Genomic DNA, 26,225 nt, shown 5'->3' with positions numbered 1-26,225 from the left:
CAATACCCAGAGAACTCTAATTTTGACTGGAACAATTATAAGGGGGGATTACACCTACATACCTTAGCGTAGGATCAAAAACAATTTCATATGCTGACGCTTGTGTGAAAAACTCGGGTGCGGGTAGATGAGATACAGTAATCACAACTAAAGAAAATAAAAATTCAGCTAAAACGCCAATCCAAATAAATAATCTGGGGTATGCATATCCATATACCTCACCAACAATATCACAAATACTGAAAGTAAGAGGAAATACAAAAATACCTCCAGGCTCGAGCATTGTTCCAATCTGCGTTATTCTGCTTGCTAAACACACCGTGGATAGCAAAAAAGTTAAATAAAGACCAAGCAACAAGTAAGGGTATTTATATTGCTTCTTGCGAGTTAATGCGTCAAAAATTTCCTTCTTCAAAACATCTCCTTGCTACTGCTATTTATCTTTATTAACTAATTGATATTCTTTCACGGTTTCTCTAACACCAGCCATATAACCAATTTTATTAGCATCTTCAGGTTTAAACTTTGCTATTAATTCTTTGTCTTTTGAAAGTTCGGAAGGAGATTTTTTTATAGTAGTTGCTTTAGATTTTGATCTTATTTCAAGCAAATACTCATCTACTTCAGGAGTCATATGTTGCACCACGATAGAGTAATCAGGTTTTAATCGCTCTACAGTAGCTATATAAGTTAAAGTACGGACGGTTTTCGTATCCAGATTCTCAATTAACTCGTTGTCCATGATAATATCGCTGATATTTTTTTCTTTTGTATGTCTCTCAGACAATTTAATTACTGCTTTTGTGAAGCCTGTTTTTTTACACTCAAAAATATCAACAATCTCATATTGAGGCTTTTTTGCTGTTTCAGCTAAAAATTCCTTTAGCATCCCAGCAAACCACTCATACCAACCGATTTTTTGTTTCATAATCCATTACTCAAATCATTCCAATCGCACCAATACTCTCTTTACCATACTCTGGCAATAATAAATCATCAGGAAATTGTCCTTTTCTATTTATATACTCGGAGTGTTCTACTGAGAAACCAGCTTTTGTCAAACTCCGATCTAATACTTCCTTTGTGATCCAATGCACAAATTTAGGTAACGAGCTACCCCGTCCACTACTTTCATACTTCGCTGGTTCAGTTATTTCACCAGGCCATTCTTCATTATTCTCGACTCGTCTATTGAATTCAGGAATAAATCGCTGCCAGTTTTTCAAAAACGGTGTTTCGCAAACGATGTATATTTTTCCATTTGGAGTCAGCAGCTTTGATAATAAAGCCAATGATTCCTCTATTTTCGCACCTGAGAAAAAATGTAAAACACGACAAATCAAAATGGCATCAAACTGTTTTTCAGGAAGGCCAATGAGCTCATTAGGCAACTCACCGGGGACAAGAATTAGCTTACTACTATCTCCGGTCAAGGATTCACTGGTATCATCTGTTATTTCCAAGAATCGTTGACGAACAACAGCTAAATTTTCAGGCTCAACGTCATTACAAAAGACTGTTGCTCCTTTTGCAATTGCTTCCAATGTTGCTGCACCAAAGGCAGCACCTATTTCCAGTACCTTACCCCCTTGCTTAACTGACAAAGCTGCATGTTCAATGAACTTCTGAGAAACAGGATCGCAAGGGGTTGTTGTAAAACCTCCAAAAGGATTATGTGTTTTTGTAAATATTCCTGTGCTTTCTCTGGATGAGGGCGCTTCTACATTCGTAATACTTTTTGGATTAGTAACGATATTATTATCGTGATCTATACTAAGCCCCTCAGTTTTGGAAATATTCCATGGAAGCTCAAGAGGAGGCTCTACTTCTTCGGTTAATTCACCAAATAGTTTTACTGTTTGATCAATCTGTGTTTTGAATGATAGAAGGAAAGTAATTGTGGGTGTGCCAAAGTGATGAGTCCATCGATTAGCTCTAATAATCTGAAACTCATGTTTAAGAGATTCTGTGCTCAGATGACGGTAAAAGCCTTCAAATAAAATGGTTGCTTGGGTCATGCATAGAGATTGATTAACATCGTGGCTTTCAATGAGTTTATCTAACTCTGCTAATAAAATAAGACTATTTTTTAAAACGCCATTAAGTTTGTTATAATTTTCAACAGTTTCTCTAATCGCTTTGCAAAAATCTAAAAATTCCATTTAAATCAATCCTACATCCTAAAGACCTATGCAATATATAATTAAGACTAATTAATTTCAATAATTTTATTCAAATGCAAATAAAACAGAAAAGATCTAACTTACTTAGAGGCTTTTTTCAAAATTCTATCAATTTTTATTGATTTGTTTATTCTTTTAATTTTTCTTCTACTCTCTGCTATTTGATTTAGTTGATCTATTATCTCTAATGCTTCACTTTTTGACTTACAATCATGGAGATAATTTAAATAAAATGCAAAAACCTTATAAAATAAGGTTCGTAGAGTTAAACAGTAATATTTAGATTGATTATTCTGAATTGCTTCATGAACATATTGGTTTCTTGTAACGCGTAAAGCATTAATTACATCGAGCTCATGAGACTTTTTACCAAAAATGCATTTAATGCGTTTTGAAATATTTTCATAGTTTCCTTTTTTTTCATTAAGAAGAACATCTAATCCATTCCATAACAACATAATAGATATGTTATGATCAAACTCATCTAATGCTTTAACATACATAATTAAACTTTTTTTAAGGTCGTCAGAGTACTTGCATTTATGAATTTTCGAGATAATTTTGACAAGTTTTTTCTTATTTAAATCGTCAATGTCGGATACTCTATTTTGATAATATTGTGGTTCATACCAAATATTTTCCCCTAAAGCCTCGCCTTCTGCATTATGAAGTGTATGAGCATAACCGAGCATAACTTTATTTAGGGGATTTTTTTGATTATCGAATTTAATATGAAATTCATGAGTATAAAGTAGACAAAGTAATGCTCTAAATACTTCGAAATTATTTAGATGGATATCAATATCGCTTGAATTGGTTTTTGTTGTTATAACACATTTTACATATTCATGATTTTCAACAATAGCATGCGTTTTTAGAAGAGCTTTTCTATGATGAGCAAACTTTGGTGGAAAGTTTTTATATAGCTTAACTTCACTTTCAAAAACCTTTAACTTATAAAATTTTGAAGGCTTTTTTATGGAAATTGTCGTTAATGCATGCCTAATTTCTTCATTCTGTTCTATCTTTTCAACAAGCTCATTCAAAATGGATAAAAAATTTTCCGGAGATACATCTTTTTGAAGTGTAACCATCCCATTTTTAGTGGCAGCCTAAATTAGAGTCTTTCGCCTGTTTTTTAGCCAAATATTCCCATGGCGTTAAATCACCCAGTGAATCGTGTTGACAGCAAGTATTGCGTCAAGCTGGAAAATATCATGGTAAAGCTCGGATAAAGCGCTTATGCAGCGAGAAGGGCTTAAACCTAAAGCTGCACGGCGATTTAAAGTAACTACAGATAGCTGTCATTCAAAACCTGTAGCTGAAAATCTGCTGAAAAGGCAATTTAATCCTAAGGCCCCAAACGTCGCTTGGGCTTCTGATATTACCTACATTCAGACGAATGAGGGCTGGCTCTATTTAGCCACGGTTATTGATTTATTTAATCGAAAAATCGTGGGAGGGAGTGTGGAAATGATAAAAATCGGGATTTTTTGTCGGTTGTTTTTTGAAGGACAAAAGAAAATGAAACCGGATCTTTTAGACCTCTACAGCGATTATCTAATCAGTCAAAATCACTATGCGACAGCCACAGGTTTAGCGGCGATGTTTGATGGTGAGATTAGCCACGATCAAGTGAGTAGATATCTAAGGTCAGGTGATCATGGGTCAAAAGAGCTATGGTGTTATATTAAGCCAGACGTCCGACGCCATGAGCAGTTGTCAGGTGGCGTTTTATTGCTAGATGACACGATATCAGAAAAAACTTATACCGATGAAAATACTATCAATTGTTGGCATTTTTCACATGGTAAGGGGCGACACGTGAAAGGGATTAACCTGCTTTCGTGCGTTGTACGTTATGACGACATTGCACTACCAATAGGTTATGAAATTGTTGAAAAAGATATTCTTTTTTCTGATATCAAAACACGCCAAAGGAAGCGAAAAGCCACAATCAGCAAGAATGAAATGTTTCGGACACTGATTCAGCAAGCCGTTAACAATCATGTGCTTTTTGATTACATCTTATCGGACAATTGGTTTGGCTCCAAAGCAAACATGACCTTTATTCATCAGACTTTAGAAAAACTCTTTATTATCGGCATTAAATCAAACCGTTGTGTCGCATTAACACAACATGATGCTGATAGCGGCCAATATCAACAAGTGAATACACTCGAGTGGAATGATGGTGCGGTGAACACCGTTTATCTCAAGGATATTAGCTTTCCCGTCCAATGACTCAAAAAAGTCTTCACAAACGAAGACGGCTCGACCGGAACCCTTTATCTCGTCACGAATGATTTATCCATTGACGCTGACCGCATGTATGAAGTCTACCAAAAACGGTGGAAAATTGAAGATTATCATAAGTCTATTAAACAAAATGCAAGCTTATCCAAATCACCGACCAAAACTATTAGAACCCAATCCAATCATTTGTTTGCTTCAATTATCGCATACTGCAAACTTGAATTGTTGAAAGTAAAAACATCTATGAATCATTTTGCTATTAAGCAAAAACGTCTTGGGCTTCTGATATTACCTACATTCAGACGAATGAGGGCTGGCTCTATTTAGCCACGGTTATTGATTTATTTAATCGAAAAATCGTGGGATGGAGTATGGGAAGACGATTGGTTACGAGTCTAATTCAAGAGGCTTTAATGATGGCTATCCATCGCAATAAACCACCTAAGGGCGTTGTTCATCATTCTGATAGAGGATCTCAGTATTGTAGCAACGCATATCAATTGCTCCTTAGAAAGTATGGGTTTATTTGCTCCATGAGTGGCTCTGGAAACTGTTACGACAATGCTGTCATGGAAAGCTTTTATCATACTTTGAAAGTGGAGACCATTTATGGGATGACTTATAAAACCAGAAAGGAGGCTCAATTAGCTCTATTCGATTATATTGAGGTGTTTTACAATCGCAAACGCATCCATTCAACTTTAGGGTTTCAGACCCCTAGCAAATTTGGCATGGTTGCATAAAGTGGGTGTCCGGTTTTTCGAGGTAGGATCAACTCCTGTTATATCCATAATCCATACATCGGGGCGAAATATAACAGATATTTCCTATTTTACTAGGGTCTGTTGACAATTGGTTGTTAAGGCATTGAAAAGTAAGGGCAAACTCGCAATATTCAGGTTCTCACACAAGAACAAGATGAGTTTGCAATGGCTAGACCCAGGCTCAGTGATGAGCATTGGTCAAAGCTACGGACAATAATGCGCGAACAAGGGATTTAATGACAAGCCCCATTTACGAAAAACAGTAGAAGGAATACTGTATCGTATGCGTGTTGGATGTCCATGGCGAGATGTACCAAGACGCTTTGCACGCTGGAATAGCGTCTTTCAAAAATTTAAACGATGGTCATTAAAAGGCAAACTAATGCTGGTTTTCAAGGCATTGGTACAGGAGCCTGATCTAGAATGGGAATTCATTGATGGCAGCATCGTTAAGGCTCATCAACACATGCTGGCGCAGCTTCTGAAGAAAATCAGGCCATAGGGAAATCCAGAGGAGGTAATACAACAAAGACTCATATGGCAGGTGATGCGCATGGATTACCTCTTGATTTTGAGATTACCGGTGGCGAGGTTCATGACTGCAACGTTGCTCCTGAGTTTATCGAAAAATTACCCGTTGCAGATAAAGGCTATGATAGCGAAGAAGTACGCGATGCTATTCGCAAAAAATCATCTATTCCTGTCATTCCAAGAAAATCTAATTCTAAAATTGGCAATGATGGTATAAATTGGTGCCTGTATAAATACAGGCATTTAGTTGAGAACTTGTTCGCAAGAATAAAGCATTTTAGGGGGCTTGCTACAAGATTTGATAAGTTAAAACGAAATTATGTGTCTTGTTGTAGCTATGGTTTGCGCATTGTTGTGGTTACCTATGTGAAATGTCAACAGACCCTAGTTTTTATTATAAATTTTATCTACTTCTTCTGCAGCACGACGAAAAAGCTCAAATACTTTATTTTCATCTACGTTCGTTGCATGATTTACAGCTAATTTAGTCAGTTCTAATGCAGTCATTTGTGCGGCTTTTACAGTTTCAGTTGCATGGAACATAAAATCGTCGAGAACATTATCCACCATTTCACTATGTTCAAATTCATACTCCTCAAATAATTCCAGGTCCCGGGCTCTAACTGGTTGCTTAGTGGATTTTTTAGACATTATTTTTCCTTAATACAAAATTAACAGTATTCTAATGGTTATTTCACGATTTGTATTGAGTATATGAAGCTATAGCTGACAATCCATGAAGAATTGTGTCACATCTAGGTTCTGTCGACATTTATCTTAACCAAAGGGCGGTTGCAGCAATATAAATGAACGATAAAAAAGATTGAGCAAGTTTATCATATCGTGTTGCCACTCTTCTAAAATGTTTGAGTTTATTAAACATGCGTTCGATAAGGTTGCGTTCTTTATAAATATCTTTGTCATACTCCCTGAGCACCTTTCGATGAGATTTTGGCGGTATGTCTTAATGGCTTATTACTTTGCTCTAGAAATTCAATTGCTTTAACTTTGAACTCTTTTGTGTAGATACTTCTGACCATTGCTACTCCTTGTTGATGAGATTATATCTCTTAAACAAGGTGTACGGCTAATCGAGGAGGGATCAACCAATACATATGTACGTGATTGTGAGGCTATTGTTCATGATATAAACAATATACTTAAAGGATCACTCTCTCCTGTATTTGACATAAAACATTCACCTCTACCAGATAATAAAGCTCATGCGGATGTTTTATTTTCGAATAAACACAGCTTAAATAGAGCTGAAAAAAAACTATATAAACATCAGCTAATGCAAGCTTTTGGCGTGTAGCACTTATATGAAAAAAACTAATTTACTACCGATTTAGAAAATATATTAATGATTTCGGCAAGTTTATCCTCCTCAGCATAAAAATAGCAGTAGGAACAGAGAGCACTGACCTTGTTTAATTAATTGGCGTATCTATATCATAAAAAGTTTGGGCATTTTTTGCTCTATAATTATCTATAGGGAGATTATCAAGGACGGTATAATGAAAAATTACAGGGTACTCCAATACAAGAACTTCGCGAACTGCGACTATGTTCAAAACGCTCCCTGCTATCGGACAATAATTTCATTGGCATTTCTTAACTATTCTTTTTATGCTGGCTCGGACTCTCAAATTGAAGATGAAATTACTCTCTTTAAAGACGCTGTAACAGGTAATACACCACAACCTTATACGCTAGGTTATCCAGTTGGTGATGAAGAGCAATTATGCATGGAAGTTTATCCCGTTGATATGGGAGAAGAAGAGCTAGGTTATTTGTATGTAGATCACACTAATTCTTGCTATCCTCTAGTTCTCTATCCACGTGAGCATAAAGTAAAAAACTCTCCACGCTCATACGCATTTGTACATGCTGTTAATGAACTTGAATCAAAAAAAGAATTATTGATTAAGCTGTTCAAAAAATATCAATACATTCCTCATGATAAAGATATAGGCGATGAAAAAGTATTTATGGAGTTTCACAAAGAACTACATAAATTCGTTCACGAAGATCAATAGCAAATTTTAAGTTTATTAAATAGGAATAAAAGAATGTCATATAAGGCATTTGAAAAAATTATAAAAGAAATTAAAACCGTACAAGAATCAGAAGCATTAATTGCAACGGTAATTCTAACTTTTGTTAGCATAGATACTATGGCTTATCTTTCTATGCCTTCTAATAAAACAAAAAATAGCAGCCAGGATTTTATTAACTGGGTAAAGAAATACATGCAAACAGATGAGGATCAATCATATCAATATGATCCACATGAAATGTGGGCAGCACGTTGTGGCAAGCTACACTCCTACTCCTCCTACTCAAGTATTGCAGCAAAAAATGGCTATAAACTATATGGTTATCACGATGGCTCGGAGCATATATATAATCCTCAACAATCAACAGGATTAGTTTTAATAAGTATTCCAAGGTTAGTAAATGATTTCATCAAGGCTGTTTAAGCTTTTCTTCAAGATGCATTAAATAATAAGAACCTTAAACAATTACTAGATAGCAGAATTACAAAAATAAATCAGCAATATGACGTTTCACAAAACGACGAAAAGAACGTTTAGGGGAACGTTTATGTGGAAACAAATCTCTTATTTTCTCAAAATAATCATAACTCATTGATTTTATTGGTGCCGTTGAGAGGAGTCGAACCTCCGACCTATTGATTACGAATCAATTGCTCTACCAACTGAGCTACAACGGCACGGCGGGTATTATACTTGAGTTTGCTGATGATGCAACACTACTCCCAAAGTCCAATCGACATTTTGCGAATTGGCTAGGTAACGTACCGGCTCGCTGGGGGATAACCCATAGCCGTGTACCATTAAAGCATAATAATAGGATGGGAATAAACAATAGCCATAAATATATTCATTATTCGGGTATTGAGTTTGTAGTGCATCCCATTGTTGATGGCAAATTATGTTGTCTGCCTGCTGCAACAAACTTTGATTCGTGAGTTGATTTCCTTGGAATTGAAACGGTTTATCTTGCGCCAATGCAGCCAAGCCGCCTATTACATACCAGGTATTTCCCGGGTTTGCAGCAACTGCAGGTTTTACGATGCGGCTGACACTATGAACTGTGTTAATTAATCTTGAAACATCTCGCTTACAAGTCGGCGCATCGCCCTGCGCTGGGGTTCCATTTGGTAATAGATAATCATTGGCAAAACAATTGCTGGCATCTAAAAACTGATGAGAAAGAACTGTTTGCCCAAGCCCTAGGAAGCTATGCACGAAAAGTTTCATATGACGGCCGTAGACATCAATTTCGATTATATCGCTTGGATCAATAACTGAGTCATTTTGCACCGGGAAAACTACCTGCACCGATGCTCCACCCATGTCCATCACGCTGGCCGCTTCTTGACTAGGATTGGAAAGTGCGCCTAACTGATAGTTAACCGCCAGCCAACCATATAAACCTTCTGCTTTGCCTGTAATGGTTTTTGACTCAACCAGCTGCCATTGCGGTTGCGCAGCAAACCATTGCTGTAACGTTTGATAATATTGCTGTTGCTTTGGCTGTGGTAATAACCGCATGCCTGCAGTAGCGTAAAAATAAACAGGTAAATTTTGTTCAGGGGCAGGAGCAAATAAAGAGGAAAGGTAGGTATTAATCGTTTCAGGATCTGGATTTAAGGTGGCAAAACCAGGTTTGATTTTGTTCGACCAAATGTCTTTTATATTAACCGGATCATTCTTTTCATTGACGTCAAATGCGTAAATATGCAATCGCGTGCCCGTGCTGCCTGCATCCACAACTGCAATACAACGGTGCTGCTGGCATTGTTGGCCTGCTAAATCATCAGCGGTAACCTTGCTTATGAACGTAAAAAAAACGATCATCAAAAGAATCATACGGGGCATAATGCTACTTCTTGCGTCGTTAAATTGGCACATATGATACATTGTGTTTATATTTGTGTCAATTGGGCGCACTTTTTGGGAACCTATTATGACAGCACTTTTTTGGTTTAGACAAGATTTACGCTGCGATGACAATGCGGCATTGGCTGCAGCTTGTAATCGTCATAATTTGCTCATTCCTCTTTATATTGATTCAGATAATCCGCAACGTTTATGCGGGGCAGCGCAAAAATGGTGGCTACATCATTCATTGCTTGCCTTGAATAATTATCTTTGCACCCAAAATACCCGTTTATGTTTAAAACAAGGCAATCCACTGGATGTCTTGATGCAACTCATCAAGCAACATCAAGTTACCCACATCTATTGGAATGAATGCATAGAGCCTGAACTGAGAAAAGAAGAACAACAAATCAAATCAATATTGCAGCAAAATGGCATCCAAATCGAAACTTACCCACCTAATTTATTTTTCACTCCAGCAAAAATTCATACTCAACAGCAAACTATTTTTAAGCGGTTTACCCCTTTTTGGCGCTATTGCTTACAGCATCTAGCGCCCCCTCCACCAGCAGTTATTAAAAAATGGCCGGCTTGCCCTGCATTTTCTTCAGAACAATTGGATGATTGGCACCTTCTTCCCGCAAAGCCAGATTGGGCAAGTAATTTTAAGGATTATTGGCAACCTGGCGAACAAGGCGCACAGGAAAAATTGCAACAATTTATCGAAGATGAGCTGGCCGCTTATGATAAAAATCGGGATTTACCAGCCCGTCAAGCCACGTCCCGCCTTTCGCCACATCTGCATTTTGGCGAAATTAGTCCCTGGAGAATATGGCAAGAATTGGAAAAAATAAAATTTGATTCCGCCTACAGCCACAGTGCCATTGAGAAGTTTCTGGCAGAATTGGGTTGGCGGGAATTCTCATATTATACGCTTTATCATTATCCTGCCTTGCCCCATAGCAATATCCAGAAAACATTTGATGAATTTAAGTGGAAAACAAACAAGGTTTACCTGCAAGCGTGGCACAAAGGCCAAACAGGCTTTCCAATCGTTGATGCTGGGATGCGGGAATTATGGCAGACAGGCTATATGCACAATCGAGTTCGTATGATTACGGCATCGTTTTTAACAAAAAATTTGTTGATTGACTGGCGCACAGGTGCCGCCTGGTTCGAAGATACCTTGCTCGATGCAGATTTAGCTGCCAATTCATTCAACTGGCAATGGGTGGCAGGATCAGGAATGGATGCCGCTCCCTACTTCAGAATTTTTAACCCCGTTTTACAAGGAGAAAAATTTGATTCCAGCGGGGAATATGTAAAAAAATGGGTACCTGAATTAACTTCATTGCCTGTAAAATGGCTACATAAACCTTGGCAAATGCATGCTCAGCCAGGCTTTATCTTAGGCAAAAACTACCCTTTTCCTATCATAGATTTAACTCAAACAAGAATACGCGCATTGGCAGCTTACCGAGAATTAAAGAAATAATTAATAGTTTGGCAGTTAAGTGCTATATTTCTTTCTTTGAACTCTTTGGAACTTATTCCATGCGGCGATACACCTTAATTTCAATTGGACTCCCAAGGAATGTTAAAAGCCCAGTAAAAAATGAGTATGTTGCCGACAGTATTAAAAAAGAAGAATTCTTCCAGCATGAAGCCATTGATTTTTCGACAAGGAATGCGGTCCTAGAGGCACAAAGCAATTGGTATGCCGGACCAAGAAATTTAATGGTTGTTTTAGAGTATGAAACTTCAGCAGATAATGAAGCAACGATTTTTAGTTTTTCTCCCAACATTTATGCCAGCGATCTTGGCATTTCAACCTATTATTTTAACGAACCTCTTATTTTGCAGGTGCAGGAAGGCCGACACAGAGGTCTTACGCAAGTACATCACACAGAAACCTTAAATCCTAACCAGAGCACGCATACAACAAGTGTGCATGAGAGTGTACGTGCCTCGCTAGAAAACTTAAAAGCACACTATACGGAAATAGACATTGCTAAAAATATTTGTGCCATTAAGAAATTTGCAAAAGAAATCACTTCGCATAATTTCCCGGAAATTCCCGCCTTAAAATTACAGGCAGCCCAGCATTTTATTCAAAATATGGAAGCTATTTTCCATGAGAAAGAAATGATTACTCAATTAACAATTGACTGCATTCTTGCCTTAGTTTGGGAAGGTATGCATGTAAATCCAAGCAGAATTACGGTGGCTAAGGAAGCATTTATCAAAAATCTCTATGAAAGCCAGCGCGGCTATAATCTGGATAAAAAAAATAGAGACGATGGCGGCAAAGATAAGCCCATTTGCATCAGCGGTATTATCAATAAATTAGTCGATACTTTAAACGGCTTGCATCCATTGGTAAATATCATCTATGTTACCCAGGAAACGGCTTCTTTAAAGCTTATGTCCTTAGTGCGGGAACATACATTAAATTTCATCAAACTTGCCCCTAATCCAGCCAAGTTATTTGAAGAAATAAAAAAATTGCAAGTTTCTACCGGTATGACCGTACAATGGGGCATTCCTCCCTCTATTTTAAAAGCCATTGCAGGCGCTGTAATGGAAGAATTTTATAAAGAATTCGAACAGATACTTCCCAAACAACTGTGCGAAGAAATTTTTGCACAGTTTGATTATATTTCTCTGGATAAAAAGACATTTAATCGACTTGCTGAAGCGCCTAATACCCAACACGAAGTAGTTCATGGCAAGCGCACATCGATTGAAGAAGCTTGTACTCAAATGCTAATGCTGGTAGAACAAAAACTGCATGCATTATTTAAAGCATCGGCTGTAAGCCAATCCATATTGGGTGATATTGAATCCACGCGAATTCTCAATACTCTTTACAAAGAATTATTAAACGCAGCCAAGCTATATTTCTTTCAGGATATTACTTTTGCAGCCTTTAAACAATTAAGCGGGAACGCTATCCAGGATGCTCGAGTTTTACTGCAAACAAACTCTGCATGGGAGGATTTTTTCACTACGCTTCCATCCATCATGGAAGAAGTAAAAAATTGCTCCATAAAGCCCGTTGCTCCTAAAAATCCTGGAAGCATTTTCAATTTTTTTAACGAAAAATCTTTTCACCAAGCCACTGAAATTGAGCGCGAAAAGGATTCCCATTCACCCAGGGAAATGCCTTCTTTCGGATAAAAGGCAAACCTGCAATAAATTTATAAATAAGCTGCAGTTTTAGAATAACAAACAGGGTCTTGCACGGAATTTCTTCCTAAATGGATACTGACCATTCCACAATCAACTGTATTGAATAACTTTATTCCCAATTTCTGATAATTTTCTAATGCTTGCGCGTGCGGGAAGTGGTAACGATTATCGAAACCATAGGATGCCACCGCAAATTCAGGATTTATTTGTTTTAAAAAGGCCATGGATGAAGATGTTTTACTCGCATGATGAGGCACTAATAAAACGCTTGAACGCAACTGATTGCCATAGGTTTGCGTTAAATAATGCTCAGCTTGCCGCTCAATATCTCCTGGTAAAAGGATTTGCCCGCCAGATGTACTGACTTGCAAAACACAGCAATGATTGTTTTTACCTCTTATTTCCTTTTTGATTGGAAAAAACCGGAATGACACATCATCGTATGTCCAGCCAGGATAATTTTCACAAGGTAAACCGCGTTTGTAAAAAAGAGGATTATCAACGATTAACTCCCCTACTGTATATTGCTCCTCAAGAGAAATCAAACCACCGCGATGATCTAAATCAGGATGACTAACAATAATTTTATCAATGCGGTTTATCCCCAAGGTTCTTAAATAAGGAATGATGGCAAGCTTACCCATGTCGCTGCCTTGGTAAAATTTAACTCCAGTATCGTAAAGCACCATATGCTTGGCGGTTTGTATCACGACTGCTAAGCCTTGTCCTACATCTAAAATATCGATACGTGCTTCTGCTGGCATTATTTTCTCCTTTTGCGGGAAAAAACTTGCAAAAGCTAACATTAAAATTGCCGGCAGAAAACGACGTAAAGGGGTAATGACGCTAAAACCCATAATTCCCATCAAGATCATGGGACTTAATACATTTGGGAAGGTAAAATTTAAATTTAAAGCAGCAAATGAATCTACAATGTTTAAATAATGCAATAAAATGGTGATCGTTGCATGCAAACCCCAAACTAGCCAGGCAGGGACGAAAGCTTGGGCTGTTAAAACAAACAAAGATAACGGCACAATCACAAACCCTACCCAGGGAATAGCCAATAAGTTTGCGACAAGCCCATTCACTGCGCCATAAGAAAACCAGTACAACGTCATAGGCATAAGCCCAAGAAGGCAAGCGACTTGCAGAATCAATGTTTTTTTTATGCCGGTACAAGAAAAACGCTGATTTGCAAATAACAGGATGGCTACGGCTATAAATGACAAGTAAAAACCCGACATCAATAGAGAATGCGGTTCAAAAAGCAGCACGCCGCATAAAGAATATCGCCAAGCTTGCCATGCGCTAAATCGTTGATTACAAAAATTGCGCAGCAACATAAAAAAACAAACAATTACCGCCCTTTGTGCAGGTACAGCAAAACCAGCCAGCAAGGAATAAATAAAAGCGGCGGTGAAAGCGATAATACTGGCTGTTTTTTGCGCCGGGTAAAGCAAACATAACCGGCTGTAGCAACCCCAAAGCCGCCTGGTCAAGAGATAAACCAAACCAGCAACCAACCCAATATGAGCGCCTGAAATCACCATGAGGTGGACCGTCCCTGTACGCCGGAATAAATCCCATTCTTCTTTATCGATATGGTTGGTTATCCCTAATGTTAATGCCTGCAATATGCCAAGAGGTTTCTCATCTGGAATAAGTTTTGCCAAACGCTCGGCTAACTGCTCTCGCCATACCAATAAAAAATAAGGATTAGGACGCTCCAACAAGGTAAATGAATTGCGTTTGGTATAGCCACTCCAATGGATGTGGCGGGCGTTCAGCCAAGAAACATAATCAAAACCGCCAGGATTTTGTATGTTGCGTGGTTTTTTGAGCTTGGCTGTAAGCTGCCAAAATTGTCCTGCCTTCAGCAGTGGACAATGATCATAGCAAGACAATAAAACAAGGCTTTTTATGGGCTTGCCATTTAAATTACGGACATCAAATTGGAACTGGGTTTTCTGATGGGTTCTGGCAGGAATGGAGGCGACATAACCTTGCAGTACCGCTTTATTAATAACTGATTCGTCAGGCACCCCGCCTGCATGCACCCACCACTGATGGAAGATGCCCCAGCACACGCCAATAGTAAAGCATCCAAAGAAAAGAAGGCATGGACGAAAAAAAATCACTATGGCTAAAAAAATAATAGGATAGCTGTAAGACAAGTAAACCATTGCTATCCCTGCGTAGAAACAAAGAATTTCCATATATTTTTTGGACTTGCGATCGACCAATCCACTCTATCGCAACTTTTATAATTCAGCAAATTTATCGCTTAATTATTGACTTAGCATACTGTTTTCTCCAGGGGGAAAGAAAGCTGCTGGCATTCTAAAAGTTTCATGGTCCTTGAAATAAGCTGCCAAAAAGCATTGGGATTATCTCGGGGTGTACTTTAAGACATTGGACAAAAAACTTATTAAATAAAAACTATCTTGGGACTTTAAAATACATTTATTGCATCATTATGAGAGGTTTTCAAGATAAAGATTGAGAAGCTATCAGTCTCTGTTCAAAACGAAAAATAGGACGATGGCACACCCATATTCACTATACAATTGACACGAAAACAGTCCGAAAAAGCGGCGGAGCAAACTTTATAATATGACGGAGCTCTTTTTAGGATTAATTTTTTACATTTTTAGCAAACAAGCCGATTACATTAATTTAAAATCAAATGCCTATTCATTTTTCTCACACCCTTTTTATCGTAGAAAGCCATTTTTCCCAAGCAGAAAAGTCATATTCATCATATTTTTTTCCACTTATTTTCTTTAAAAGTAAATAAGCCCACCCACGGTTATTGGGTTGTTTTAAACGCAAAAGTGCTAATAAACTTTTTTGTCCCTTACGAATGATGAGCCATTTGGATTTTTTGTCTAAAGGCGCTGTGGTTAGTAAAAATAAAGCTTTATTCCTATCGGTTCCGTAGGGAGAATTTAATAAACTTACAAATGGCTCCACGTTAATTTGAGCGATCGGTGCTTTCTCAATCGTTTCGCCCATTACCCTTATCACATTATTTCTGACAAGCTGACTTTTATCGTGAACATGCTTGGACAATACGAAGATAATTTCTTTTGGATTTTGAAAGTGCCCTACTAATAAAGCCGCCGATGCCCGACGCTCAGGATCAGGATCATTACTTAATGCATTTAATATTTTTGTTTTTTCTTTAATAACACCTGCATTAAATATATTTAAATAGGGCTTTAACTTAGGGTGATTGAAGCCGAAAATACAATGATAGACAGGGCAGATATTATCTTTTTCCGTTAATTGTCCAGTGTCGCTTAACCTCCAGCCCAAGGCTTCATATTTCTGCATTTTTCCAATTAAGTCAGGTTGTATTAAGTGGCTTGCGCCTTGCTCATCTTTGTTAACAAAGGCAAGCCTTTCAGGCTTCGTCCTTTCGATTACTTCGATAGTAGTGTATAAATTCTTCTCACCAGGGTATACAGTCGTGTGCACATCAGCATAGAGAAACATACCCTTTTTTTTGATTCTCTCCATCAATCTAGCTTTTTTTGCCCGAGTTTCTTCTACTTTCTGGATATCCTCATGGCCAGTCAAATTAAAATATTCACGCTGCTTGGCTAATTCAGATTCTATCTCTATGACTTGTGCTGTGTATTCGCGCAAGATTTGCTCTGCGTGCAATTTATTAGCACCATAAATATCCACTACTATCTGAGCTGAACAAGTAAAACTACTAAAACAAGAAGTAAGCAACCATAGAGCTATTTTGTTCACACCACTTCCTCTTGTTTTGTAATTCCATATCGAAGATTTTGTAGGCACTTCACGTCTTAGGCTTCTATGCCCCCATGTTTGTTTCCCGGCAGAAAGTTAATATTTGAGAATATTTACACTTAAAAAGGAGAGAAAAATTTTGAGGATTGTTTTTCTTGCGTCTCTTTTTCTACAATCTTGGGAGCCAGTTCAATCACTGAATCAAAGATTTTTTGTGCTTCATGAAATGTCTGCAGCGTTTCACCAAGTCCATCTTTTAATGGTTTTTGCTGTAAAATACATGCCATGGATTTACTGTAAGCTTTATTAACACTCTGTTGAATAGCTTCGTCTTTTTTTAATAACTCATCAAACATTGCACAAACAGTTGTAGCAGCAGGTAACATTTCTTTAAGCCCTAGATTAAGCACATTTAGAATAACTTTCATGTGCTCAGGCTGATGGCAGCTATCTAATAACATGCCTCCGACACCTCCATCTAACGTCAGGCGCTTCTTCACCCAGTCCGGTGTTGATTGCGTATAATATGCATACGTTTTTGCCAATTCTTCCAATAGAGTGACTTGGGTTTTATGTAACATTTATTGCTCCGCGTTGATAAAGATAATTACGCTCAAAATGTTAACTTGTCAGCATAAAAACTGTCAAACTATCTATACAATATCCAGAATCAGACCATTACCTTACCGCAGAAATTGCTGAAAAATTTCTGGGTAATTTGGCAAGACAAGTACAGTTTGCTGGTATTTTAATTTTTGTGTATGGCAAATTTTACATTCTCATACCCTTATGGGAAAAAATTTGTCGCTCACTACAGCATTATCCTTTAATAAGCTTGAATATTTTCAGAGAAAAGAGCCGCTCAATCCAATTTTCTGGAAAAAATACACTGCTTCTCTTACGATAAATAAGATATCGAATGGTAAAGGGATCTTACCTATGATGATTGCAACTTTTAATCCGGGCGGTCATGAAACCCGTGTGGCCATCACGCCTGCTGCTGTGCGCCAATACATCAATCTTGGCTTTGAAGTTAACTTCGAAACCAATGCCGGTAAACTGGCAGGCTTTCATGATCAAGAATATCTTGATGCCGGTGCCGTCATCATCAAGGAACGAAAATTCCTGCTGGAAAATGCAGACCTTCTTCTTTGTGTCGAAGAGCCACTGGCCGATGAAATTAAATATTTGCCACCGGAATCCTTTCTCATCGCCCCTGTAGATAATCACCCGCGCAGTGCCCTGCTGGCATGGTGTTTAAAGCATAGGATCAGCGTTTTTTCCTTAAATAATATGCCGCGGCTAAGCCGTGCCCAAAGCATGGATAGCCTTTCCTCACAAGCTAATTTGGCCGGCTATTGCAGCATTTTGGAAGGTGCTACGTATTTTAACCGTGCCCTTCCCATGATGGTGACTGCCGCGGGTATGATTAATCCAGCTAAAATACTGGTTTTAGGTGCTGGTGTGGCGGGTTTACAAGCAATTGCCACTGCCAAGCGGCTTGGTGCCGTGGTGTATGCGTTTGATGTACGCGCAGCAGCCAAAGAGCAAGTTGAAAGCCTGGGGGCGGAATTCATTACCGCAGGCGATTGTGCGAATGCTGAAATGCAAACGGATTATGCAAATGAGGTGAGCGATGAATATCGCGCTCTGCAAAGTCAGGTAATTGACGAGCATGCAAGACAAGCCAATATCATCATTTGTTCAGCTCTTATTCCTGATAAAAAAGCGCCGCTGTTGCTAAAAAAGCAAACCATTGAAGCCATGAAACCAGGCTCTGTAATTGTTGATCTGGCAGCTTCGCGCGGAGGAAATTGTGAATTAACAGAGTGTGATCAAGTGATAAAACACGGTCAAATCACCATTATTGGTTATAGTAATCTGGCGCGAAAAATCCCCGCCACGGCCAGCGAATTATATGCCAACAACTTCATACATTTGATCCGTTTTCTTGCAGATCCTAACAAGAAACTCAACTTGAATGAAACAGATGAAATCATTCAAAAAGGCATGCTTTGTCACGACGGCCAACATCTACCCTTCCAATTTGCCAAGGAGCATTAAATGCCGCACATCGATACATTAAGCAACCCCTACCTTGCTATCCTTATTATTTTTGTACTAGCCAGTTTCGTAGGTTATTACGTAGTTTGGAAAGTCACTCCTGCTTTGCATACTCCTCTTATGTCGGTTACCAATGCTATTTCCGGCATTATTATTTTAGGTGCCTTGATTGCGGCAGGAAGCCAAGCCAGTTTTGGTGTCACCGTGCTCGGCGGACTGGCGGTTTTTATCGCAGCGATTAATATTTTTGGTGGATTTGTTGTTACGCAACGCATGCTTCGCATGTATAAAAAATAGGATGGATACTTCATGTTAAATTTGATTTCCATTTTTTATTTAATTGCCGCTGTTTGTTTTATTCTAGCCCTCAAAAACCTGGCGAGCCCTGCCACAGCAAAAAAAGGCAATTGGCTAGGAATAGTGGGCATGGTAATCGCGGTAGCTGCGACTCTCATGCTGCCTTCTCTTACGCAACATGGAATCTTGCTTAGCCTCATCGCTGCCGGAGGTATCATTGGAATCTTCATCGCCTTAAAAATAAATATGACAGCTATCCCGCAACTGGTTGCAGGCTTTCATTCGCTGGTAGGGCTAGCTGCGGTTTTAGTGGGCTTTTGCGCTTTTCTATCTCCCGATGCTTTCGGAATAGCAATTTATGGAAACCTTGCTAAAACCAGTTTATTGGAAATGGGGCTTGGCTTGCTGATTGGCGCCATAACTTTTTCAGGCTCAATCATTGCCTTTTTAAAACTGCAGGGGTTAGTGGCAGGAACACCGCGGCGCTTTCAGGGGCAAATATTTGTTAATGTATTATTAATGGTTGCAGTTGTTAGCTCCTTGGCTGGATTTATTGTCCATCCCTCCCTGTTCTTATTTCTGCAATTGGCCCTGCTTTCCCTGCTCATGGGTGTCTTAATCATCATTCCTATTGGCGGTGCTGATATGCCAGTCGTTATCTCCATGTTGAATTCTTACTCGGGCTGGGCTGCGGCAGGTATAGGATTTACGCTCAGCAATTATTTATTAGTCATCACCGGCGCTTTGGTGGGTGCAAGCGGAGCTATTTTAAGTTACATCATGTGTAAAGGCATGAACCGTTCTTTATTAAATGTCATTTTCGGCGCGATAAACTCCGAGGTGGCAAAGGAAGCAACAACTGCGAACCGGTTGCAACCGCCTATCCGTCAAGCTAATGGAGAAGATGCTGCATTTTTATTAAGCAATGCAAAAGACGTCATCATCGTGCCAGGATATGGGATGGCGGTAGCCCGCGCGCAGCATGCTGTAAAAGAATTAGTGGAAACCCTGCTGGCGCATTCAATCAAAGTGCGTTTTGCTATCCATCCTGTTGCTGGACGTATGCCAGGGCACATGAATGTTCTTCTTGCAGAAGCTAACATCCCCTACCACCATGTTTTTGAGCAAAGCGAAATTAATCATGATTTTATTAGCTGCGATGTAGCTTTGGTGGTCGGAGCGAATGACATCACCAACCCAGCCGCTAAAACAGATCCTGAGTCGCCAATTTATGGCATGCCTGTTTTAGACGTAGGGCATGCAAAAAATATTTTATTCCTCAAACGCAGCCTTTCTGCAGGTTATGCCGGAGTGGAAAACGACTTGTTTTATCGTGACAACACTTATATGGTTTTCGGGGACGCAAAAAATACACTGGAAGCGATTGTAAAGGCGATGCATGCGGCAAAGCTACGGGTTTTGCATTAATCTTGCAGCTTAACTCGCAAAAAAGAGCAGTTATTCAGTAGATAAGTAGAAAGCCGCACATTTAAAAATTCACTATAATGGCGTGTTGATGCATAAAATGCTTTTAAAATTGCCACATAAATAAATTCAGAGTATCTTAGGACGTATTTTTTCTCTTGTGGAGATTTTTATGTTACGAAAACTTGGCCTTGGCTTGCTTGGATTTACCCTTTTATTTACTACGAATGCCTTCGCAATGAGGACTATTCCCTTTTCTCAAACCGCTGCAATCGAATTTGAGTTAAAACCCAATGATCCCTTGGTTCTCGTTAACTTTTTTTTCTGGAGTATTAAAGCGACTTGCACAGTAAGTAGCGAAACCGAGGATAACCCGGTATTGGTTAAGGCATTACGTAAGTCCGGCACCATCAATGAAATGGAGTTGGTTGAAGGAGATACGCGCTCATTTAACTTTAAAAATAGAGAAAGTTTTACCGTATCTGCTGTTTCCGGGGCGAAAGTAGAATTTGTCAATCAAGGCGAGAAGCCTATCAAAGCGATTTGTACACCGGGTTAATGACTGCAGTATAACTTGGATGCAAGATGAATATTCCGGATAGCGCTGCTATCCGGGATGATTAGTGTTCACGCGTAGCCGAAAATTGAATTTTTGGATAGCGTTCCTGTGCCATGGATAAATTAACCCGGGTGGGCGCCAAATAAGTCAGCGTATCACTGCCATCGAGTGCCAAATTGTCATATGCCTTCGTACGCAACTCCGCCATTGCCTTGTCGTCATCAGAATACACCCAGCGAGCGCAGGAAATATTCACTGATTCATAGACGCAATCTACTTTATATTCGTATTTTAAACGATGCGCCACTACATCAAATTGCAAAACACCCACTGCGCCAAGAATCAATTGGTTGCTGTTTAGGGGCCTAAATACCTGTGTGGCACCCTCTTCTGATAATTCAATCAAACCTTTCAGCAATGCTTTGCTTTTTAATGGATCAATCAGGCGCACCAGGCGAAATAATTCCGGCGCAAAATTAGGGATCCCCGTAAATTTTAAAGATTCACCCTGCGTAAATGTATCACCAATGCGAATTGTACCGTGGTTATGTAATCCAATAATATCACCTGCTAAGGCCACCTCGGCATGAGCGCGGTCACCAGCCATAAAAGTTAATGCATTAGCAATTTGTACTTCTTTGCCGAGGCGAAGGTGATTTAATTTCATACCTTTTTTATATGCTCCAGAGCAAATGCGTAAAAATGCAATGCGATCGCGATGTTTCGGATCCATATTCGCCTGGATTTTAAATACAAAGCCTGAGAAAGCTGGCTCTTCAGGGCGAACCTCTCGCTCTTGGGAAGCACGCGGCATCGGACCCGGGGCAAATTGTGCAAAATCGTCCAGCAATTCCTTGATACCAAAATTATTGATGGCTGAGCCGAAGTAAACTGGCGTCAGTTTTCCCGCCAAATAATCGCCCAGGTTGAATTCATGGGAAGCGCCTTTTACCAATTCAATCTCATCGCGCAACTCTTGGGCCCCAGCCCCTAAAAGTTCATCGAGTTGCGGGTTATCCAAGCCTTTAATTTGCAAGGCATCTTGTTTCTGCGTATTTTTCCCTGGTTGATATAAATACACGGCATCCCGGTACAAATGATAGATACCCTTGAAACGCTTACCCATTCCCACAGGCCAGGTCACAGGCGCACATTGAATACCAAGAACCGTTTCAACTTCATCGAGCAACTCAATTGGTTCGCGCCCTTCACGGTCGAGTTTGTTGATGAACGTCATAATTGGCGTGTCGCGTAAACGGCAAACTTCCATTAATTTCACTGTTCTATCTTCAACGCCTTTGGCTACGTCGATAACCATGAGCGCCGAGTCAACCGCTGTCAACGTGCGGTAAGTATCTTCGGAAAAGTCTTCATGTCCCGGAGTATCCAACAAATTCATTACATGACCATTATGAATAAATTGCATCACCGAAGTTGTGATTGAAATACCACGTTCCTTTTCCATTTCCATCCAGTCGGATGTAGCATGGCGCGAAGCTTTCCGCCCTTTTACCGTCCCTGCCAATTGAATAGCTCCGCCAAAAAGCAGCAACTTTTCGGTCACAGTTGTTTTCCCTGCATCAGGGTGCGAAATAATGGCAAATGTACGTCGTTTATTAAAATCCTGGAATGACTCAGACATGAAAAACCTAATTATGAAATTTTAAGCCGTGAAAATTAAATAAAAGCATTACGAATAATGTGGATTCTAAACTAATTAAATAATTTTCTAATTATATCATATTGACCTATATTAAACATAATACAAGGATTTAGTTGGAGAAATAATATGATGAAGCGCGAGGGAGAAATGGGATGGAACCGGCTCCTGACTGTGGATACAGAAGCGGCAGCCGATTTTTACATGCAATTGTTTAATTGGGAACGACGCGTCGTTAAAGTAAACAACATCGATTATACAATTTTCGAACTTGATGGCAAAAAGGTTGCAGGCATGCTAAAAATTCTGCCACGCCAAATGAGTACTATCCCTCCAAATTGGCTGAGCTTTATTGTTACCGAGAGTCTCAATGTAACGCTTGAGAAAGCTAAAGCACTTGGGGCTGCCGTCGTAATTGAACCCGTGTATATTGACGAACTTGGCTTAGTAGCGGTCATTATCGATCCGAGCGGTGCCTATGTGGGTCTTATCGAACCCTAAAATCAGGGTTCAATAAAGAATAAATTATCCGTGCCTTCGAAATATTGCTGCACTTTTAACTCGGAAACATCTGAAAGTGTCGCAGGATTCCAGCGGGGCGACTTATCCTTGTCAACTAACAAGGCACGCACTCCCTCATAAAAATCATGATCTCTCATAAAATGATGCACTAATGCATAATCAACCTGCAAACACGCGGCCAAATCCAACCGTTTGGCTTGCCGGATTTGCGTTAAAGTAACCTTCAAACTAAGTGGTGCTTTTTGTTGCAATACATTCAATGTATCTACGTACCACTCATCTTCCTGCTTAGCAAGTGCCGTGAAAATGTGTTCTACCGTTTCATATTGGAATACGCTGTTTACGAAAGATTCCAATGGCTTAATGGATACGTCAGGCTTGGAAACTGCATATTTCTGCAAACATGAATTTACCTTGCAGGATGCATCATAAGATAAATCAGCAGCTATCAGTTCATCTAGGATATTGCCAATTTGTGCAGAAGAAACACTATATCTAATCAAGCCCAAAGCATAGGCATCAAGAGCCTGCAAGCGGTTACCAGTAAGACCCAAATAAATACCCAGCTGCCCAGGGCAGCGTGCCAGCAAATAGCTGGCACCTACGTCTGGGAAAAAACCAATGGTGGTTTCAGGCATGGCAAAAATAAAGCGTTCAGTAGCAACGGGATGAGAACCGTGCAAAGAAATCCCCACGCCGCCACCCATGGTAACGCCATCCAGCAGCGCAATATAAGGTTTTTTAAAATGGTGAATAAAATGATTGAGACGATATTCATGCCAGAAAAACTGCATTTGTTGCGGATCTCGCCTCTTCCCTGTCTCATATAGCCAGCGAACATCACCACCGGCGCAGAATGCTTTGCCTTCACTGGCGCGAATTGCTACAGCAGCAATATTTTTATCTTCCTCCCACGCTTGCAATTGCTCTTGCATTGCCAAAATCATGGGTAGAGTTAGGGCATTTAACGCAGCCGGCCTGTTTAAGGTAATGAGCCCTAAATGCTTTTCACGCGTAAAAATAATTTCGTCACTCATGTTAAATCCCTTTAAATTGTGCGGGGCGCTTCTCTAAAAAAGCCGCGACTCCTTCTACCTTATCTTTACTGGCACAAACTTTGGCAAAATGCACTGCCTCAAGATGCAATGCGTCCGGAAGTGCCATGTCATAACCCTTATCAATCACTTCAAGCACACTGCTAATGGCCAAGGGCGCCATGGTTAAAATAGTTTTCAGCATACGCCTGCTTTCTTCGAGTAATGTTTCTGCAGGAACCACTGCATTGACTAATCCCCACTGCAAAGCCGTCTCAGCATCAATAAATCTTCCAGTCAGGCAAAGATCAAGAGCCCGCCCTTTACCAACCAAACGCCCCAGCCGCTGTGTACCGCCATACCCGGGAATAACGCCCAACTTCACTTCCGGTTGTCCAAATTGGGCGGTGGCAGCTGCAGTTCTAAGCGTGGCAGCCATGGCCAGCTCGCATCCGCCCCCGAAAGCATAGCCATTGACAGCAGCCAACGAAGGCTTGCCTAGCGTTTCCAGTTGGCGAAATACATCCTGGCCAAAACAGGCGAATTCGTAACCACTTTGCGCATCGCATTCCGCAAGACGCGCGATATCCGCGCCAGCACAAAACGCTTTTCCTTTGCCAGTAAGCAATAATGCCTTTACCATGGGATTAGCTTTAGCAGAAGAAAATGCCTCACCAAGCTTCATTAAAACTTCAGTGCTTAATGCATTTAACTTATCCGGCCGATTTAACGTAAGAGTTAAAATGCCATCGTTATCTAATTCTTGTTCAATCAAGTTTACCAGCGTCATTGCCAACTCCTTAATCCATGTTAATCAATAAAAAATTCTTCATCCAAAGTAGCCTTGGCTACAATCTCGCGCATAATTTCATTCGTGCCCTCCAAAATTTGATGGACTCTCAGATCACGAAAAATGCGTTCAATTTGATAATCGCGCAAATACCCGTAACCTCCATGCATTTGCATCGCTTTGTCGCTGATTTGAAAGGCAGCATCAGTCGCTAGGCGCTTGGCCATTGCGCAATACATGGGAGCATTGGGATCATTAATATCCAAAGATTGCGCCGCCCTGTAAACCATCAGGCGAGCCGCTTCGAAATCAGTCAGCATATCGGCAAAATAAAAACGCAGGGCTTGAATTTTACCTAGTACTTTGCCGAATTGTTTGCGTTCATTTAGATAAGCTTGCGTAAGACGCAGACAGGCGGTTGCACCGCCAATGGAGCAAGCGGCTATATTGACGCGTCCACCATTTAAAGCATTTAAGGCAATTTTAAATCCCATCCCTTCATCACCTACCCGATTGGAAACAGGAACACGGCAATTTTCAAAATAAACCATGGATGTAGGCTGATTGCGCCAGCCCATTTTCTTTTCAAGCTTCCCAAAGCTTAAACCGGGCCTGTCTTTTTCTACCAGCAAACAAGTAATCCCCCGAGGTGACTCATCGCCAGTACGAACCATGCATAAATACACATCACTCACGCTTCCCCCGGAAATGAAAGCCTTGGCACCGTTAATGATGTAATCATCTCCATCAATTGCAGCATAAGTTCTTAGGGAAGCAGCATCTGAACCGGATTCAGGCTCAGTCAGGCAATAACTTGCAAATGCCTCCATGGAAGTCAGGCGCGGCCCCCATTCGGCACGCAAACTCTTGTCCGCATAACGGTCAATTAATGAAGTGACCATATTATGAATACTCAGGTAAGCACTGGTGCTTACGCATCCTGTTGCCAGCTGCTCAAAAATTAACGCAGCATCTAAACGGGTCAATTGAGAGCCGCCTATATCTTCTTGAGCAACGATCCCTGCCATACCAAGTTGAGCCGCCTCACGAAAAATTTCAATAGGAAAATAACTTTGCTCATCCCAATCATCTGCATTGGGCAATAATTTATTACGGGCAAATTCCGCTGCTATATCACGGAAAGCATAGTGTTCTTCCTTTAATTGAAATTGCATCGTCCCTCCAAAATTTTTCATCTGCTTAAAGATGCTAAATAATTTTATGAATTCTGGATAATCTTTAATTAGATGGTATTATTGCCAATTTTTAGCG

23 protein-coding genes, 1 tRNA gene and 5 pseudogenes are annotated in these 26,225 nt (G+C 39.9%); 14 read left to right on the top strand and 15 right to left on the bottom strand.

What is annotated here, in order from left to right:
* Positions 1 to 16: 16 nt before the first annotated feature.
* The 4 genes from NKV53_RS10205 to NKV53_RS10190 form a co-directional block, all read right to left on the bottom strand.
* Positions 17 to 415, bottom strand: a complete 399-nt coding sequence (locus NKV53_RS10205) for a VUT family protein (RefSeq protein WP_253351067.1) — start codon at positions 413 to 415, stop codon at positions 17 to 19.
* An 18-nt stretch (positions 416 to 433) separates the two neighbouring features.
* Positions 434 to 928, bottom strand: a complete 495-nt coding sequence (locus tag NKV53_RS10200) for a hypothetical protein (protein ID WP_253351065.1) — start codon at positions 926 to 928, stop codon at positions 434 to 436.
* A 10-nt stretch (positions 929 to 938) separates the two neighbouring features.
* Positions 939 to 2,162 (bottom strand): class I SAM-dependent methyltransferase, encoded by a 1,224-nt coding sequence (locus NKV53_RS10195; protein WP_253351063.1) that lies wholly within the window; start codon positions 2,160 to 2,162, stop codon positions 939 to 941.
* Between the two features lie 101 nt (positions 2,163 to 2,263).
* The gene (locus NKV53_RS10190) at positions 2,264 to 3,277 is read right to left on the bottom strand and encodes a hypothetical protein (protein WP_253351062.1); all 1,014 of its coding nucleotides are present in this window, start codon (positions 3,275 to 3,277) and stop codon (positions 2,264 to 2,266) included.
* 145 nt (positions 3,278 to 3,422) lie between these two features.
* Here NKV53_RS10190 and NKV53_RS10185 point away from each other — a divergent pair.
* The 5 genes and pseudogenes from NKV53_RS10185 to NKV53_RS10170 form a co-directional block, all read left to right on the top strand.
* A pseudogene (locus NKV53_RS10185) lies at positions 3,423 to 3,656 on the top strand (DDE-type integrase/transposase/recombinase); the annotation flags it as partial.
* Positions 3,657 to 4,427, top strand: a complete 771-nt coding sequence (locus tag NKV53_RS10180) for a transposase (protein ID WP_371923214.1) — start codon at positions 3,657 to 3,659, stop codon at positions 4,425 to 4,427.
* Positions 4,428 to 4,487: 60 nt separating this feature from the next.
* Positions 4,488 to 4,766 (top strand): annotated as a pseudogene (locus NKV53_RS12080) (transposase); the annotation flags it as partial.
* A pseudogene (locus NKV53_RS10175) lies at positions 4,715 to 5,182 on the top strand (IS3 family transposase); the annotation flags it as partial. The pseudogenes NKV53_RS12080 and NKV53_RS10175, both read left to right, overlap by 52 nt.
* Before the next feature lie 186 nt (positions 5,183 to 5,368).
* Positions 5,369 to 6,104: pseudogene (locus NKV53_RS10170) on the top strand (IS5 family transposase).
* A gap of 14 nt (positions 6,105 to 6,118) precedes the next feature.
* Here NKV53_RS10170 and NKV53_RS10165 read toward each other — a convergent pair.
* Positions 6,119 to 6,385, bottom strand: coding sequence for a hypothetical protein (locus NKV53_RS10165; RefSeq protein WP_126954855.1), 267 nt, complete (start codon positions 6,383 to 6,385; stop codon positions 6,119 to 6,121).
* 121 nt (positions 6,386 to 6,506) lie between these two features.
* A pseudogene (locus NKV53_RS10160) lies at positions 6,507 to 6,695 on the bottom strand (transposase); the annotation flags it as partial.
* A gap of 556 nt (positions 6,696 to 7,251) precedes the next feature.
* Between NKV53_RS10160 and NKV53_RS10155 the strand changes: the two are divergent.
* Positions 7,252 to 7,773, top strand: a complete 522-nt coding sequence (locus NKV53_RS10155) for a hypothetical protein (RefSeq protein ID WP_253351061.1) — start codon at positions 7,252 to 7,254, stop codon at positions 7,771 to 7,773.
* 33 nt (positions 7,774 to 7,806) lie between these two features.
* Complete coding sequence (locus NKV53_RS10150; RefSeq protein WP_253351060.1) at positions 7,807 to 8,217, top strand: hypothetical protein; 411 nt, start codon at positions 7,807 to 7,809, stop codon at positions 8,215 to 8,217.
* A 178-nt stretch (positions 8,218 to 8,395) separates the two neighbouring features.
* On the opposite strand, the gene NKV53_RS10145 is transcribed toward NKV53_RS10150, so the two are convergent.
* Both NKV53_RS10145 and NKV53_RS10140 read right to left on the bottom strand, forming a co-directional pair.
* Positions 8,396 to 8,471, bottom strand: a tRNA-Thr gene (locus NKV53_RS10145).
* A 10-nt stretch (positions 8,472 to 8,481) separates the two neighbouring features.
* On the bottom strand, positions 8,482 to 9,642 hold the full coding sequence (locus NKV53_RS10140; protein ID WP_233579774.1) for a multidrug DMT transporter permease: 1,161 nt from the start codon (positions 9,640 to 9,642) through the stop codon (positions 8,482 to 8,484).
* Between the two features lie 85 nt (positions 9,643 to 9,727).
* On the opposite strand from NKV53_RS10140, the gene NKV53_RS10135 reads away from it, so the two are divergent.
* The gene (locus NKV53_RS10135; protein WP_126954775.1) at positions 9,728 to 11,140 is read left to right on the top strand and encodes a deoxyribodipyrimidine photo-lyase; all 1,413 of its coding nucleotides are present in this window, start codon (positions 9,728 to 9,730) and stop codon (positions 11,138 to 11,140) included.
* A 59-nt stretch (positions 11,141 to 11,199) separates the two neighbouring features.
* Positions 11,200 to 12,825, top strand: coding sequence for a hypothetical protein (locus NKV53_RS10130; protein WP_253351059.1), 1,626 nt, complete (start codon positions 11,200 to 11,202; stop codon positions 12,823 to 12,825).
* 20 nt (positions 12,826 to 12,845) lie between these two features.
* Here NKV53_RS10130 and NKV53_RS10125 read toward each other — a convergent pair whose 3' ends face one another.
* From NKV53_RS10125 to NKV53_RS10115, 3 genes are all read right to left on the bottom strand, one after another.
* Positions 12,846 to 15,023, bottom strand: coding sequence for a DNA internalization-related competence protein ComEC/Rec2 (locus NKV53_RS10125; protein WP_158614997.1), 2,178 nt, complete (start codon positions 15,021 to 15,023; stop codon positions 12,846 to 12,848).
* Between the two features lie 520 nt (positions 15,024 to 15,543).
* Complete coding sequence (locus NKV53_RS10120; protein ID WP_126954748.1) at positions 15,544 to 16,602, bottom strand: HEAT repeat domain-containing protein; 1,059 nt, start codon at positions 16,600 to 16,602, stop codon at positions 15,544 to 15,546.
* A gap of 119 nt (positions 16,603 to 16,721) precedes the next feature.
* Positions 16,722 to 17,183 (bottom strand): hypothetical protein, encoded by a 462-nt coding sequence (locus NKV53_RS10115; RefSeq protein WP_126954749.1) that lies wholly within the window; start codon positions 17,181 to 17,183, stop codon positions 16,722 to 16,724.
* Between the two features lie 358 nt (positions 17,184 to 17,541).
* On the opposite strand from NKV53_RS10115, the gene NKV53_RS10110 reads away from it, so the two are divergent.
* From NKV53_RS10110 to NKV53_RS10095, 4 genes are all read left to right on the top strand, one after another.
* Positions 17,542 to 18,666 (top strand): NAD(P) transhydrogenase subunit alpha, encoded by a 1,125-nt coding sequence (locus NKV53_RS10110; RefSeq protein ID WP_126954750.1) that lies wholly within the window; start codon positions 17,542 to 17,544, stop codon positions 18,664 to 18,666.
* Positions 18,667 to 18,963: a proton-translocating transhydrogenase family protein gene (locus NKV53_RS10105; protein WP_126954751.1), complete on the top strand. Its 297-nt coding sequence runs from the start codon at positions 18,667 to 18,669 to the stop codon at positions 18,961 to 18,963.
* A gap of 12 nt (positions 18,964 to 18,975) precedes the next feature.
* Complete coding sequence (locus NKV53_RS10100; RefSeq protein ID WP_126954752.1) at positions 18,976 to 20,391, top strand: NAD(P)(+) transhydrogenase (Re/Si-specific) subunit beta; 1,416 nt, start codon at positions 18,976 to 18,978, stop codon at positions 20,389 to 20,391.
* A gap of 169 nt (positions 20,392 to 20,560) precedes the next feature.
* Positions 20,561 to 20,947 carry a hypothetical protein gene (locus tag NKV53_RS10095; protein WP_126954753.1) on the top strand — a complete coding sequence of 129 codons (387 nt, stop codon included), beginning with the start codon at positions 20,561 to 20,563 and terminating at the stop codon, positions 20,945 to 20,947.
* Positions 20,948 to 21,008: 61 nt separating this feature from the next.
* On the opposite strand, the gene NKV53_RS10090 is transcribed toward NKV53_RS10095, so the two are convergent.
* Positions 21,009 to 22,589: a peptide chain release factor 3 gene (locus NKV53_RS10090; RefSeq protein WP_126954754.1), complete on the bottom strand. Its 1,581-nt coding sequence runs from the start codon at positions 22,587 to 22,589 to the stop codon at positions 21,009 to 21,011.
* A gap of 147 nt (positions 22,590 to 22,736) precedes the next feature.
* Between NKV53_RS10090 and NKV53_RS10085 the strand changes: the two genes are divergently transcribed.
* A complete protein-coding gene (locus tag NKV53_RS10085; protein WP_126954755.1) occupies positions 22,737 to 23,108 on the top strand; it encodes a VOC family protein in 372 nt (123 codons plus the stop codon).
* A 2-nt stretch (positions 23,109 to 23,110) separates the two neighbouring features.
* On the opposite strand, the gene NKV53_RS10080 is transcribed toward NKV53_RS10085, so the two are convergent.
* From NKV53_RS10080 to NKV53_RS10070, 3 genes are read right to left on the bottom strand one after another with little or no spacing between them, the layout of a single operon-like run.
* The gene (locus NKV53_RS10080; RefSeq protein WP_126954756.1) at positions 23,111 to 24,166 is read right to left on the bottom strand and encodes an enoyl-CoA hydratase/isomerase family protein; all 1,056 of its coding nucleotides are present in this window, start codon (positions 24,164 to 24,166) and stop codon (positions 23,111 to 23,113) included.
* Position 24,167: 1 nt separating this feature from the next.
* The gene (locus tag NKV53_RS10075) at positions 24,168 to 24,953 is read right to left on the bottom strand and encodes an enoyl-CoA hydratase/isomerase family protein (protein ID WP_126954757.1); all 786 of its coding nucleotides are present in this window, start codon (positions 24,951 to 24,953) and stop codon (positions 24,168 to 24,170) included.
* Between the two features lie 20 nt (positions 24,954 to 24,973).
* Positions 24,974 to 26,128 (bottom strand): acyl-CoA dehydrogenase family protein, encoded by a 1,155-nt coding sequence (locus tag NKV53_RS10070; protein WP_127033127.1) that lies wholly within the window; start codon positions 26,126 to 26,128, stop codon positions 24,974 to 24,976.
* Positions 26,129 to 26,225 lie beyond the last annotated feature (97 nt).

It is taken from the genome of Legionella sp. 27cVA30 (assembly GCF_024160945.1).
GTDB lineage: Bacteria > Pseudomonadota > Gammaproteobacteria > Legionellales > Legionellaceae > Legionella_A > Legionella_A septentrionalis.
This window is presented reverse-complemented; position numbering and strand designations above follow the sequence as displayed.